Source organism: Acinetobacter sp. EKM10A (genome assembly GCF_011075215.1).
Classification (GTDB): domain Bacteria; phylum Pseudomonadota; class Gammaproteobacteria; order Pseudomonadales; family Moraxellaceae; genus Acinetobacter; species Acinetobacter baumannii.
In genome coordinates, this window is record NZ_JAALLK010000007.1 from 155,104 (window position 1) to 168,280 (window position 13,177).

Here is a 13,177-nt window from a genome sequence, read left to right on the forward strand (position 1 = left end):
GAACAGAGAACAGAGAACAGAGAACAGAGAACAGAGAACAGAGAACAGAGAACAGAGAACAGAGAACAGAGAACAGAGAACAGAGCTTATATAAATAAGTTCAGATATTGGAGCAATTTGGAATTAAAATTTTATTATAGAAAACAAAAAAATTCCTTCTATCCATAAGATAAGAAGAAATGATTTTAATATATGGGATATTTTAGAAAGCTTGAACGCTTTTAAATATGGTCGGAGCAGTAGGATTCGAACCTACGACCCCCTGGTCCCAAACCAGGTGCACTACCAGGCTGTGCTATGCTCCGAAATTGGGGTGAATGACGGGATTCGAACCCGCGACAACTGGAATCACAATCCAGGGCTCTACCAACTGAGCTACATCCACCATCAAATAAGTTCTACGTACCAAGCTACCAAATGGCGCGCCTGACAGGATTCGAACCTGTGACCATCCGCTTAGAAGGCGGATGCTCTATCCAACTGAGCTACAGGCGCTTAACCGATGATGCTTATCATGCGATACTTCGCCGATCTTAAAATATTCTTTTAAGTGGTCGGAGCAGTAGGATTCGAACCTACGACCCCCTGGTCCCAAACCAGGTGCACTACCAGGCTGTGCTATGCTCCGATCTATCTCAGCTTTTGCTGTATCGCACATCGTGCGGTACGGTGTGCATTCTAGGCGCGACGCCCTCAGACGTCAACACCTATTGTCAAAAAAAGTTAAAAATCCTTATCAAATGTATATTTAACAAGCATTTTGAGGCTTTTTAACGTTTTAATGATGCACTAAAGGCTAACATTCGGTCTAAAGGCATTTTGGCACGTTCAGCAAGTGCTGGGTCAACGTGTATTTCTTGATCACCTTTTTGTAAAACTTCTAAAATTCCATCAAGTTCATTCATGGCCATCCACGGACAGTGTGCACATGAACGACAAGTTGCGCCCTCACCCGCTGTTGGGGCTTCAACCAGAATCTTATCTGGTACGGCTTGCTGCATTTTGTAGAAAATGCCACGGTCCGTTGCCACGATTAAACGTTGGTGTGGCAAAGTTTGTGCAGCTTTAATCAATTGAGATGTACTACCCACTGCATCTGCAATTTCTACCACCGACTCTGGTGACTCAGGATGCACCAATACAGCCGCATCTGGGTACAGTGCTTTCATGTTAGCAATGCCACGTGCACGGAATTCTTCATGCACAATACATGCGCCATCCCAAAGCAACATATCAGCGCCGGTTTTCTTTTGAATATAACGGCCTAAGTGCTGATCTGGTGCCCAAATAATTTTTTCACCCAAGCTGTCTAGATGCTCAACAATTTCAACTGCGCAGCTTGAAGTCACGACCCAATCTGCACGAGCTTTAACAGCAGCCGATGTATTGGCATAAACCACTACGGTGTGATCAGGGTGCTGATCACAAAATGCCGTGAACTCATCGACTGGACAACCTAAGTCAAGTGAACAGGTTGCCTCAAGTGTCGGCATAAGAATCGTTTTTTCAGGAGACAGAATTTTTGCTGTTTCACCCATAAACTTAACGCCAGCCACAACCAGTGTAGAGGCTGCATGATCTCGTCCAAAACGAGCCATTTCTAAAGAGTCAGAAACGCATCCACCTGTTTTTTCGGCAAGTTCTTGTACATCTGGATCGCAATAGTAGTGAGCAACAAGGACAGCATCACGTTTTTTGAGCTCTGCTTCGATCTGTGCAAACTTTTGTTGTTTTGCTTCTTCACTTAGGCGGTTGTCTTTTGGTTCACCTAAACGGTCTAAATGCGCTTGTACAATGTTTTTTGCATCGTTGGCAATTAAAGTCGCATCACTCATAAAACGTCTTCTCTATCCTTCATGCTGGCATACCTGCTCGCATATAACGTTACTGCTTAAACGATTTACTAAATTCAATCATTTAATATCAAAAGATGGGGCTAATAAAAAAGCCTCTTTGTCGAGGCTTGATTATAACTGAATATTTACGAACGGTAATCTGCATTAATCTTGACATAGTCGTAAGATAAGTCACACGTATATACCGTGTCTTTGGCTTGTCCACGGCCTAAGTCAACACGAATGGTAATTTCGGTTTGTGCCATTACACGAGCACCTGCTTCCTCGGTATAGTCCTCGGCTGCGCCACCATCTTTACAGATTTGCACGTCGTCTAACCATACCTGAATTTTAGACACATCTAAGTCTTTCACTCCAGCATAGCCGATTGCAGCTAAAATACGTCCCCAGTTCGGATCCGATGCAAAAAGTGCAGTTTTAACAAGAGGTGAATGCGCAATGCTATAAGCAATGTCACAACATTCTTGAGTATTTGCACCGCCTTCAACAGCAACAGTAATAAACTTGGTTGCACCTTCTCCATCACGGACAATTAACTGTGCTAAACGGTTCATTACACGAGCAAGTACTTCTAACACTTTAGCGTAGCGTGCATCGCTTTCCGATGTAATTTCAGCACCACCAGCCTGACCAGTTGCCACAAAAATACAAGAGTCATTTGTTGAGGTATCACCATCAATGGTAATACGGTTAAATGAATGCTCAACTGTAGTCTTTAATAGCTTTTGTACTAAATCGCGGTGAATAGGCGCATCTGTTGCCACAAAGCTCAGCATAGTTGCCATGTTTGGACGGATCATCCCAGCGCCTTTACTAATACCAGTCATGGTATAAGTCATACCATCAAGCTCAAATTGTTCAGATGCACCTTTAGGCACTGTGTCTGTTGTCATAATGCCAGATGCCGCATCACTCCATGCAGCGTCTTGTACGCTATTTAATGCAGGCTGTAAGCCAGCGAGTAAACGTTCCATCGGAAGCTGCTCACCAATCACACCTGTAGAAAATGGAAGTACTTCGAAACTGTTAACACCAGCAAGCTCCGCTAACTTTGCACAAGTATCCTGAGCATTTTTCAAACCTGTAGGACCAGTACCAGCATTGGCATTACCTGTATTAATCACTAAATAGCGCGGATTACCTTCGGCAAGATGGGCTTTAGAGACATGAACAGGTGCTGCACAGAATGCATTTTGTGTAAATACACCTGCAACATTTGAACCTTCTGCAAATTCAAAAATGACTAGATCTCGTCGGTTTGGGTAACGTACGTATGCTTCTGTTGAGCCAATTTTTACACCTTTTACCACATGCATTTGTGGCATTGTTACGTCACCGACAGCCATTTTTAAAACATCCAGAGTTTGTTATGAAAAGATTAATATTTCAGAAAATAGCGAGGTTATAAAACACGCTTTATATGAAATATCAGAATTGACAGCTTATTAGAAAAGCCTGAAAAAATCGAGCGCTAAAAATAGCTTATTTTTGCTCTAATCTTAATAAAATATCTTTCTTATCAAGACCACCGGCAAAACCAACCAAAGCGCCGCCCGCACCAATGACTCGGTGACAAGGTGCAATAATTGAAATCGGATTTTTGCCATTTGCAGCACCCACTGCTCGCACTGCTTTTTCATTTCCGATCTGAACAGCAATATCTTTATAACTTCTTGTTTCACCATAAGGAATCGTCAGTAATGCCGCCCATACCTGTTTTTGAAATGGTGTTCCTTCAAAATCTAATGGTAAGGTGAACTCACGGCGTTTACCTTCAAAATATTCTACTAATTGTTGCTCAGTTTTTAATAAAATAGGATGTTCAGTTTGTTCGACCAGCTCTGCCAGTCGAACACGTTTTGGATTTTCATTGTCCCAAAGTACTGCCACCAAAGCATTTTCATTCGCAACCAGTTTTAATTGCCCAACAGGCGAATTGATATACTTATAAGACAGCAACATACTTGATCCTCTTAGGATGGAGACGAAATTTTCATTAGAACCAGTCCAGATACAATCAGTACAGCGGCAATCATTCTCATCGCACCAATAGGCTCATGAAGAAAGAAGATACCAACTAAAAATGATCCAATTGCACCAATGCCTGTCCAAACCGTATAAGCAGTACCAAGGGGTAAAGTTTTCATTGAAATTGAAAGTAGAACTACGCTCAAAATCATAAAAACTACGGTAATAATACTAGGCGTTAAGCGTGTAAAACCTTCAGACATTTTCATAGAATATGCCCAAATCACTTCAAATACACCTGCTAAAATTAAAATAGCCCAAGCCATAACATTCACTAATTTTTATAGTGTCAGGTCGTCCCGACATGATTACCCATTATGGGGGAGGTCGTTCCTCCAGTATGTGAAGACTCAGTTTACTTTAAAATAAAAAATGAAGGCAAACCCGAACTCAAGCTTGCCTCTATCAGAAAATATTATTCATTTTTTAACTGTAAAATTTTTCGTGCACCATTTAGAACGAACAAAACAATAATCAATCCAATAATTAAATCAGGATAACGCGAACCTGTGATTGCAACCAGTATTCCCGCAATAATGACACCTAAGTTTACGATGACATCATTTGCAGAAAATATATAACTCGCCTTCATATGTGCCCCGCTCTCTTTATAGTCACTCATTAAGTAAAGACAACTAATGTTGGCCGCAAGCGCTAATCCCCCAATTAAAATCATTAAAATTGAAACTGGTTCACTGCCATATATAAAACGGCGCAGTACATCAATTAAAACGATTATAGCTAAACCAAACTGAAACCATCCGGAAAGATGTGCAGCCTTTAATTGAGCCTCGAGGTTTTTACCTACCACAAATAATGCAATGCCATAAATTGCAGCATCGGCAAACATATCGAGCGAGTCAGCAATTAACCCTGTGGAGGAGGCAATGATGCCTGCCATTAACTCAATGACAAACATGACCCCATTAATGAGTAACAGCCATTGTAGTACCTGTTTTTGTGCTGCATTAGTTGAGGAACTTGGTCGAACCTTTTTGGGTTTTTCAACAGGCTCATAATGTGGTTGAGTTTGTTGTAATTCGGCTCCTAAACCTAGACGTTGCAGGCACTGCGTAATCTTTTCGTCTTGAGTACTGTGATACACCGCTAAATGGCGGGCGGGCAAATCAAAATAAAGTTCTTGAATATGTTCAGCATAAGAAGCTAAAGCCATTCGTACCATTTGTTCTTCGGCTGCACAATCCATACGGGGGATATGATAATAACTCACCCATTGGGTTTTATTTACCCTAGGTTCACTTGCCACAGAAAAGTCCTGAGCTGCTACATTTGAACACCCACAGCCAGAACAGCTTTTATTTACATTTATTTGATTCTCTTGTTTTTCTAAAGCCATCTTTGCACCATAACTGACACAAAAAACAATGCCATCAGTATAAACCAATGGCATGTCATTAAGCTTACTTTTTGTTCGGCAATTAGAATTTTAGTGTTAACCCAGCTCCATAATACCAACCATGTTCTGAGTCGGTTCCAGTTTGCCAAGCGGTTTGTTTTAAACCTTTTTCATAACCATAACCGAAATCAACAAATGGCATTACCTTTTTATTGATTTCATAACGGGTTTGAAAGCCGGCTTGTAAACTTGACAGGCCTGTTTTACTGGCATAGCGAGATTCATCTTGTAAAACAACATCTGCTTTTAAATAGGGCTTACCAATCAACTTTTGTGTAAAAAGCAAATCTCTTTCTGTCTCTAAGCTTAACTTCCATAACTTATCTTCACTTACATAAAGATAAGCATCGGTTTCAAAAAAGTAAGGTGCCATGCCATGTAAGCCCACTACACCAGCCCAGCGATCTTGCTTTTCATTTTCTCTTTGCAAACGCTCGTAGTTTACACCAGCCTGTACATCCCAATAGTCAGCTACATTTCGACTATAAAGTACTGAACCGCCATAATTAGCATCTTCCGACTCGGCATTTTCAACATGGGCTTTAATGAACAATTTATTTTCATCCGTTCCCACCCAGCTTTCCAATTCAGAAGAAAAACTGCCTTCACCCTCTTCATTTTGGGTCCAGCCAGTATCAATCTTTGTTGCTTGATAAACCTGTCCACCATGTTCGCGTAAATGATCGTGTGTTAAAGGTTCTTGAGCAAAAGCAAATACAGATATACCCGAGAAAGCACCGCAACATATCATTTGAGAAAATAACTTAGTGATGCGCATGACTAGCTCCTTTCTCATTTTCAGATTGAACAGTTGGCTGGGTCTGAGCGGGTTGTTGTCCATCGTTGACTTGAGCAACAATTAATTTATTCATCATTCCAGCACTCATGTGATAGAGCAGATGGCAATGAATCGCCCATTCTCCCAAAGCATCGGCTGTCAATAACGCAGTAACGGTCTTTCCGGGTGGAACAATAATGGTATGTTTATTTGGTAAGTTTTCAGCTTGTTGACCATTTTCCAATTGCATAAACATGCCATGTAAATGCATTGGATGAGCCATCATACTGTCATTCACAAACTTCAAGCGTATGCGTTCACCATATTTAACTTGTAGTGGTGTGGTATCACTAAATTTCTTACCATTAATGGTCCAGATATAACGCTCCATGTTGCCGCCTAAACGAATGACTAACTCACGTTCCGGTACACGGGTATCTGGCTGAGGTGTTAAAGATTGCAAATCGCTATATTGCAGTGCTTTCATACCCGCTGGCGTTGAAGCATTTGCCCAGCCATAAACTGGTTCATCCTTTTTAGGCTTGTTCTCAGATTGAGCAGGCATCTCATGATTCATATTCATCATAGCGTGGTCATGCTCGCTAGATGACATTCCCTGCATATCATGCTTCATTTCAGACATCGCTGACATATCATGCTTCATGTGCATCATGGAATGATCATGCCCGTCAGATGACATATTTTTCATGTCATGATCCATTTTCATCATTGTGTGATCATGATTAGCCTGAGTCGTCTCTTTTTTCATTTCAGGCATGGCCGACATGTCATGTTGCATGTTCATTTGATGGCCAGCATGTTCATTACTTCCACCACCATGACTCATGCCCATATCATCCATGGTCAATAAAGCACGTGGACGTGGTGTTGGCATTTGGACTGGTCCCACAGCCTGCGTATTTTCATTGTGCAAAGTACCGATAGCAAAACCACTACGGTCAATAGACTCTGCTTCAATCTGATAATTTGGCTGTTTAGGTTCCACAATGACATCGTAGGTTTCAGCTGTACCAATACGAAACTCGTCAATTGCAACAGGTTTGACTGGCTGCCCATCTGCACTTACAACTGTCATTTTCAAATTTGGAATTCTGACATCAAAAAATGACATTGCTGATGCATTAATAAATCGCAATCGAACCTTATCACCAGCTTTAAAGTTACCTGTCCAGTTTTGCTGAGGTGTCTTGCCGTTAACTAAGAAGGTATAACCCGTCACATCAGACATATCGGTTTTTAACATCCGCATCTGATTCCACATTGAACGATCTTGCCAAGTTGCTTTTAAGCCTTGTGTTTTAACTTGCTTCAAAACATCAGATACGGTTTCACGGCGGTTTTGATAATACTCAGCAGATTTCTTCAAATTCTTCATAATGCTATCGCTAGAAGAACCATGGAAATCTGAAAGCATCACTACATAATCACGATCAGTTTTTTCATGCGCCGCAACTGGTATTTTGCCTTTTGGGTAAATCACAAGCGGCCCATATAAACCGTCTTGTTCTTGGCCTTTACTATGGGCGTGATACCAATATGTGCCATTTTGTTTCACCTTAAAGCGGTAAACAAAATCTCCATTTGGAGCAATCCCTTTAAAATTATTAAAACCCGGCACACCATCCATTAACCCCGGCAGTAACAACCCATGCCAGTGTAAAGAGGTATCTTGATTCTTTAATTGATTATGGACGTGAATAACAGCCTCATCCCCCTCTTCAAACTCAAGGAGTGGTGCTGTAAATTTTCCATTTACGGTAATTCGTTTAAGGGATTTGCCCGTAACATTGACTTGTTGTTCATTAATATTAAGGTGATATTCCTTAATTGCCGCGAGAGTCCATGGTGAAACCAATAGACCAAATACAGCGACGAGGCTGCTAATCGTTTTATGAGACATTGCTTTAATCCTTTTAACTAAAAAAATAAGTAAGAAAGGATTAAGCTTTTGGTGGACGTAAGATTTCTTGCCAGTATCCGGCTAAATGCTGTGCCTGATAAATACTACTAAATTGAGATGGAATAGGAATAAATGATGATTCAATATCTGGTACAGCTTGCTGTAAAGCCAGATTTACCATCTGACAATGGACCGGGTTACAGTCTTGGCAGTGTTCACCATGTTGGTGAGAAACCTGCCCCATAGATTGATGACACGTTGCCTGCTCATCAGCTTGAATATGCATAGAGTGATGTTTCATTTGCTCACTATGACACGGCATAGTATGAAGATCATGCTGCATAGGTGTCTGAGCAATAGACACACCACTCCACCCAATAACTAAAGTCATCAGGAACACAAACCAAGCATACTTGTGTAAGTGTTGCAGTGTCATCATTTATTGCCTTGAGCAATCTACTTATCTTAGTTGTTTAGCATAACCAAGTTTTAAATTAGATACAATTTTCCATCTTAGATGATTGTTATTAAGGTCATTAAGCAAATGGAGGTTGATGCTGAAGAACCAAATCAATTACCTGTAATGCACCTTCTTGCTCATTATTTGCAGTTGTGTAAGAAGCAACGGCTTTTAAGGCTTCAACTGCATTTTCGACTGCAAACCCATAACCTGCTGCTTTAATCATCTGGATATCATTATTGTTATCACCAATCGCAACGACTTGATCGGGTTGAACCTGCCATTTTTGCAATAATAGCTTCAAACCATGTGCTTTGTGCTGGTCCGGAAGAATCAAATCGATAAAATTAAAGCCACTTGAGACTGGTACCAAAACCTTGTCTTTTACAAAACTTTGCTTCTGAAAATGCTCAAAAATTGTAAAACTTTCATTTTCCTGCGCAGTAAAAGTAATTTTACACACCAAGTCATCTAGTGCATAAAAGTCATCTATAACTGTCAGCTTTTCAAAATAGCGAGCGACTTTAGCATAATCTTCCGCGTTCATACTGCTATGCACATAAGCACTCTGTTTTCCGCAGATCACCATTTTAGAGGTATACACTGGGTCAATCGCATTTAAAATCTCAATGAATTGCTCTTTGCTTAAATGAGCAAAAGCTAACTCTTGCCCCGCATCTACAACATGAGCACCATTTTCGGCAATAAAAGCAATCTCATGATTAATTTCTGGAAAATACGTAACAAGCTTTGCAAGCTGGTTACCACTAGCGACTACAAAACGGATATTATTTTGTTTTAGTTGTTCATACTGTTTTAAAAAACGTGCTTTGTTGTACTGCTTCTTAGAATTAAGAAAAGTCCCATCCATATCTACCGCTAAAATTTTTACTGTCATTAATGATCTAGGTCTCTTACTAAAATCTTATTAAATCAAATTTAGCTTTATTTTTCATGACACTTTTACAGTTTTCTATTCAATATATTTTAAAAAGTTTTACACAAGCCCTCTCGTTTTTTGCACAGGTTATTTTTTAGCAAAGCTTAATAAAAAAACAGATCCAAAAATATCCCGATAGAATAGAAAAAGAACGCCAAGGCGTTCTTTTTTCATACATTTTGCTTAGAGAATAAACGGTTGATCTGATTTTGTTTATTTTACCAACATCTTATCCATATGGTTATCAACACAGTTATCCATACAGTTATAAACAAAGTTATCCACAAGTTTACTCTCAGCTTAATATTCTTTTTTTAAGCGTCTACACTACCGACTTTTGCCAGCTCTGCACGCATTTGATCAATCACAACTTTATAATCTGGTTGACCAAAAATTGCCGAACCAGCAACGAACATATCTGCACCAGCTTCTGCAATTTCACGGATGTTTGCAGGACCAACACCACCGTCTACTTCTAAACGGATATCACGGCCACTTGCATCAATAATTTTACGCGCTTCACGTAATTTTTCTAAAGTCATTGGAATGAACTTTTGTCCACCAAAACCTGGGTTTACACTCATTAATAAAATTTGGTCAACTTTATCAAGAACATAGTCTAGATAATGCAATGGTGTTGCTGGGTTAAAAACTAATCCTGCTTTAGCACCACCAGACTTAATAAGCTGTAATGAACGGTCAATGTGATGAGAAGCTTCTGGGTGAAACGTAATGATATCTGCGCCTGCTTCTAGGAAATCACCAATAATACGGTCAACTGGAGATACCATTAAATGCACATCAACAGGAGCAGTAATTCCATAATTTTTTAAAGCCTTACACACACCTGCACCAAAAGTTAAATTTGGAACATAGTGATTATCCATCACATCAAAATGCACTACATCGGCACCTGCAGCTAACACTTTGTCTACATCTTCGCCTAAACGAGCAAAATCGGCAGATAAAATAGAAGGAGCAATCAAATAAGGCTTGGACATAGGTGGATGACCTGGCTAAAAATTTAAGGAGAGGCTAAAAATTATAACAAAAAAGAACCTACTTGGCCCGCTCTTCCTTGCTTAAATGACAACATTTCAAACTTGCAACGTAACGTTGCTACTATAGAATGCCAAGTGCCAAACGAATTTGTTAAGGTACATTAAACCAATGTGAGGATTGATAATGAAAAGCACAACTCATCTATTAACAAATGATGGAAAACGCATTGCAAAACGTCTAGTTAATCATTGGAAACATAAGTTTGAAGTACAAGAAACTGAACAAGATTTTAAAATCTTAATGCCTACCGCAACCATTACGCTTGCACCAGAAACAGAGCAGTTAAATGTTGCTATTGATAGTCAGTTAGATGACCACAACCACTTGGAAAAAGTTGTCCTTGATCATCTAAACCGCATGGCTCAACAAGAATTTCAGGTGGAATGGCAGCACTAATTATTCGCCAGCGACTTTTTCCAACTGGATTGCATGAAACTGCAAATGCTCATCCATAAAGGTCTGGATAAAATAATAGCCATGATCATAGCCAGCATGTTGTCTTAAAGTTAAAGGCTGTCCTGCCTTTAAACATGCTTGTTTAAATTTTTCAGGGTGAAGTTGTTCATAAAATTGGTCATCTAACCCCTGATCCACCAAAATTTCATTAAATACCGCACCATTTTTTGAGACTAAAGCCGTGGCATCATGAGCCAACCAGCTATCGCGGTCTGTACCTAAATAATGGCTAAATGCTTTTTCACCCCATGCACATTCGGTTGGCGCGCAAATCGGTGCAAATGCAGACACTGACTTAAACTTCTCAGGATATTTAAAAGCTAAAGTTAAGGCGCCATGTCCTCCCATCGAATGCCCAAAGATACCGATCTGTTGAGCATTGACTGGAAAACTTTTTAAAATAAGTGGATATAACTCATCGATTAAATAGCTTTCCATCTGATAATGCTCAGACCAAGGCGCTTGCGTCGCATTAATATAAAAACCTGCGCCTTGACCTAAATCCCAATGGTCACCTACTGCAACTTGTTCACCACGAGGTGAAGTATCAGGTGTAATCAGTATAAGACTAAGCTGGGCTGCCATATGCTGTGCATGTGCCTTAATGGCAAAAGTTTCTTCAGTACATGTTAAACCCGCTAAGTAAAACAAAGTTGAGCAAGGTTTACCTTCTAAAGCAGCAGGTGGCAAATACACCCCAAACTTAGTAGAACCTTTTAATAATTGAGAATCAAACTGATAAATTCGCTGCTCACCTTCAAAGCAGCGGTTTTTTTGCAGGAGTTGCATCGTTTTTAGCCTCTGTTTGTGTCTGAGCAATATTTACGCTACCTGTATTTGGTTGAGGAAAAAGATATTTTTCCAACTGAGGTAGCATAAGTTCCATATTTTTACCAATCATCCATTGTGGCTCTGAAGGTTCTACACCTTGAGCTACTTCCCATTTGGTTACGGTTTGCTTAGCGGCATTAAACGAATCTTTCATAGAAGACTGCTCTCGCATCGCCAAATCAAAGAAAGCTCGTCCAAAATAAGTATAGTCTGCTTCGTTATTACAACCGAACGAAGTTTTATCCGCAGCAGATGCCGTAATAATTAAAGTATCAGGTGACTGTAACGCCGGAATAAAACTTCCTGAGTAACAAGCAGAAATGACAATCACACGCCAACGTATCCCCGCTTTATCGAGCGTTTCACGTAACCATTTCGGATCGACTTGCCCCAAATCTAGAGGTGCATTTTCAATTTCAAAATGGTTTTGCTCACCGTGCGATGTCATATATAAAAATAACACATCACTATCACGGTTCATTTGCTGGCCCATACGGCGTAAGGCCAACTCTATACTGGTTTTAGATGCAATCGGGATTTCGGTTCGGGTATCCGGATTATTGACCAGCATCATTGAACGCCCGACTGTACCAAAACGCGTATCAAATTGTTCTTTAATACGAACCACTTCCGATTTAAAAACGTCTTGATAACTATCGCCTGCAACACCCAAGAAATACCAATGACTTTTAGCTAACTCACCATATTGAACTTGCTCTAAAGCATCATGAAGTAATTTACTTTGTGCATAAAAAGCATCTTCGGCAAAAGTAGGTGGAGAATCTTCCACTTTCCAAATAGGCTGATCTTTTACTGAAAGTTGCCAAACCACCATGGTCGCAATGGTCGCAACCATAACCAATGCCCGCTCCCACCAAGGCCACTTAAGCTCACGTGAGAACACCCAAATGACCGCCAAACTTTGCCACACAAAAAGTGCTACAAACAAACCAGGTAAAATACCGTTATAAATAGCATCCGGAATAAAGTTTAGATAACCATTAGATCCCAAATATTGAATTAAACACTGTATTAATAAAATATTGGTATCTAAAACCAACCACAATAAGGCTGGAACCAACATTAAACGCGGCTGATTAATACGCTGTGATAAGAAAATACCAACAATAAGCGCAATAAAAGGCCAAAGTGCGTATCCAATTAGACCTTGTGAGTTGAAGTCGCCAATTTGACCGGCAACAAGCCAACTATAAAGTGAGTTGGTACACCCACCTAATATTCCCCAAACAATGAGCTGAAGAATAGAGGGATGTACGATCTGTAAGGAACGTCTTGACCCCAAAAATAACCACATTCCGGCAAGCTGGTTACTTTTAAAATCATGCCAAAAGTTAATGGAAGGTTTGAGATCAATCATAAAAAGGTTTCAAAAATTTCGTTTTTGTCAGGCACCATAAGTGTATGCCT

Annotated in this window: 13 protein-coding genes and 4 tRNA genes; 1 reads left to right on the forward strand and 16 read right to left on the reverse strand. The window is 40.1% G+C overall.

Features of this window, described 5'->3' with window-relative positions; genetic code table 11:
• Positions 1–228: 228 nt before the first annotated feature.
• The 14 genes from G9371_RS11335 to rpe form a co-directional block, all read right to left on the reverse strand.
• A tRNA-Pro gene (locus G9371_RS11335) sits at positions 229–305 on the reverse strand.
• A 4-nt stretch (positions 306–309) separates the two neighbouring features.
• A tRNA-His gene (locus tag G9371_RS11340) sits at positions 310–385 on the reverse strand.
• 33 nt (positions 386–418) lie between these two features.
• Positions 419–495, reverse strand: a tRNA-Arg gene (locus G9371_RS11345).
• A gap of 56 nt (positions 496–551) precedes the next feature.
• Positions 552–628: transfer RNA gene (locus tag G9371_RS11350), tRNA-Pro, on the reverse strand.
• Positions 629–770: 142 nt separating this feature from the next.
• Positions 771–1,835: a quinolinate synthase NadA gene (nadA, locus tag G9371_RS11355; RefSeq protein WP_001278262.1), complete on the reverse strand. Its 1,065-nt coding sequence runs from the start codon at positions 1,833–1,835 to the stop codon at positions 771–773.
• 146 nt (positions 1,836–1,981) lie between these two features.
• A complete protein-coding gene (argJ, locus tag G9371_RS11360; protein WP_000268125.1) occupies positions 1,982–3,202 on the reverse strand; it encodes a bifunctional glutamate N-acetyltransferase/amino-acid acetyltransferase ArgJ in 1,221 nt (406 codons plus the stop codon).
• A gap of 136 nt (positions 3,203–3,338) precedes the next feature.
• Entirely contained in the window at positions 3,339–3,818 is a 480-nt protein-coding gene (locus G9371_RS11365; RefSeq protein WP_000927492.1) for a methylated-DNA--[protein]-cysteine S-methyltransferase, read from the reverse strand.
• An 11-nt stretch (positions 3,819–3,829) separates the two neighbouring features.
• Positions 3,830–4,150 (reverse strand): DMT family transporter, encoded by a 321-nt coding sequence (locus G9371_RS11370; RefSeq protein WP_000312237.1) that lies wholly within the window; start codon positions 4,148–4,150, stop codon positions 3,830–3,832.
• 149 nt (positions 4,151–4,299) lie between these two features.
• Positions 4,300–5,295, reverse strand: a complete 996-nt coding sequence (locus G9371_RS11375) for a cation transporter (protein WP_001131872.1) — start codon at positions 5,293–5,295, stop codon at positions 4,300–4,302.
• A gap of 28 nt (positions 5,296–5,323) precedes the next feature.
• Positions 5,324–6,079, reverse strand: coding sequence for a copper resistance protein B (locus tag G9371_RS11380; protein ID WP_029423915.1), 756 nt, complete (start codon positions 6,077–6,079; stop codon positions 5,324–5,326).
• Positions 6,066–8,000, reverse strand: a complete 1,935-nt coding sequence (locus G9371_RS11385; protein WP_029423916.1) for a copper resistance system multicopper oxidase — start codon at positions 7,998–8,000, stop codon at positions 6,066–6,068. The genes G9371_RS11380 and G9371_RS11385 overlap by 14 nt, the downstream gene beginning before the upstream one ends.
• Before the next feature lie 40 nt (positions 8,001–8,040).
• Positions 8,041–8,436 (reverse strand): hypothetical protein, encoded by a 396-nt coding sequence (locus G9371_RS11390; RefSeq protein WP_000174917.1) that lies wholly within the window; start codon positions 8,434–8,436, stop codon positions 8,041–8,043.
• A gap of 100 nt (positions 8,437–8,536) precedes the next feature.
• Positions 8,537–9,358, reverse strand: coding sequence for a Cof-type HAD-IIB family hydrolase (locus tag G9371_RS11395; RefSeq protein WP_000216414.1), 822 nt, complete (start codon positions 9,356–9,358; stop codon positions 8,537–8,539).
• A 356-nt stretch (positions 9,359–9,714) separates the two neighbouring features.
• Positions 9,715–10,401 (reverse strand): ribulose-phosphate 3-epimerase, encoded by a 687-nt coding sequence (rpe, locus tag G9371_RS11400; RefSeq protein ID WP_000043044.1) that lies wholly within the window; start codon positions 10,399–10,401, stop codon positions 9,715–9,717.
• A 184-nt stretch (positions 10,402–10,585) separates the two neighbouring features.
• On the opposite strand from rpe, the gene G9371_RS11405 reads away from it, so the two are divergent.
• Positions 10,586–10,858 (forward strand): DUF2218 domain-containing protein, encoded by a 273-nt coding sequence (locus G9371_RS11405; protein WP_000843456.1) that lies wholly within the window; start codon positions 10,586–10,588, stop codon positions 10,856–10,858.
• On the opposite strand, the gene fghA is transcribed toward G9371_RS11405, so the two are convergent.
• Both fghA and G9371_RS11415 read right to left on the reverse strand, forming a co-directional pair.
• Positions 10,859–11,707, reverse strand: coding sequence for an S-formylglutathione hydrolase (gene fghA / locus G9371_RS11410; RefSeq protein WP_002046068.1), 849 nt, complete (start codon positions 11,705–11,707; stop codon positions 10,859–10,861). It abuts the gene before it with no gap.
• A complete protein-coding gene (locus G9371_RS11415; RefSeq protein WP_000566251.1) occupies positions 11,676–13,127 on the reverse strand; it encodes a C13 family peptidase in 1,452 nt (483 codons plus the stop codon). Before G9371_RS11415 ends, fghA begins: the two co-directional genes overlap by 32 nt.
• Positions 13,128–13,177: the final 50 nt, after the last annotated feature.

Bases quoted from the DNA above. Each gene is read 5' to 3' on its own strand.
- nadA (WP_001278262.1), bottom strand. From the start codon at position 1,835: ATGAGTGATGCGACTTTAATTGCCAACGATGCAAAAAACATTGTACAA.
- argJ (WP_000268125.1), bottom strand. From the start codon at position 3,202: ATGGCTGTCGGTGACGTAACAATGCCACAAATGCATGTGGTAAAAGGT.
- G9371_RS11365 (WP_000927492.1), bottom strand. From the start codon at position 3,818: ATGTTGCTGTCTTATAAGTATATCAATTCGCCTGTTGGGCAATTAAAA.
- G9371_RS11370 (WP_000312237.1), bottom strand. From the start codon at position 4,150: ATGGCTTGGGCTATTTTAATTTTAGCAGGTGTATTTGAAGTGATTTGG.
- G9371_RS11375 (WP_001131872.1), bottom strand. From the start codon at position 5,295: ATGCCATTGGTTTATACTGATGGCATTGTTTTTTGTGTCAGTTATGGT.
- G9371_RS11380 (WP_029423915.1), bottom strand. From the start codon at position 6,079: ATGCGCATCACTAAGTTATTTTCTCAAATGATATGTTGCGGTGCTTTC.
- G9371_RS11385 (WP_029423916.1), bottom strand. From the start codon at position 8,000: ATGTCTCATAAAACGATTAGCAGCCTCGTCGCTGTATTTGGTCTATTG.
- G9371_RS11390 (WP_000174917.1), bottom strand. From the start codon at position 8,436: ATGACACTGCAACACTTACACAAGTATGCTTGGTTTGTGTTCCTGATG.
- G9371_RS11395 (WP_000216414.1), bottom strand. From the start codon at position 9,358: ATGACAGTAAAAATTTTAGCGGTAGATATGGATGGGACTTTTCTTAAT.
- rpe (WP_000043044.1), bottom strand. From the start codon at position 10,401: ATGTCCAAGCCTTATTTGATTGCTCCTTCTATTTTATCTGCCGATTTT.
- G9371_RS11405 (WP_000843456.1), top strand. From the start codon at position 10,586: ATGAAAAGCACAACTCATCTATTAACAAATGATGGAAAACGCATTGCA.
- fghA (WP_002046068.1), bottom strand. From the start codon at position 11,707: ATGCAACTCCTGCAAAAAAACCGCTGCTTTGAAGGTGAGCAGCGAATT.
- G9371_RS11415 (WP_000566251.1), bottom strand. From the start codon at position 13,127: ATGATTGATCTCAAACCTTCCATTAACTTTTGGCATGATTTTAAAAGT.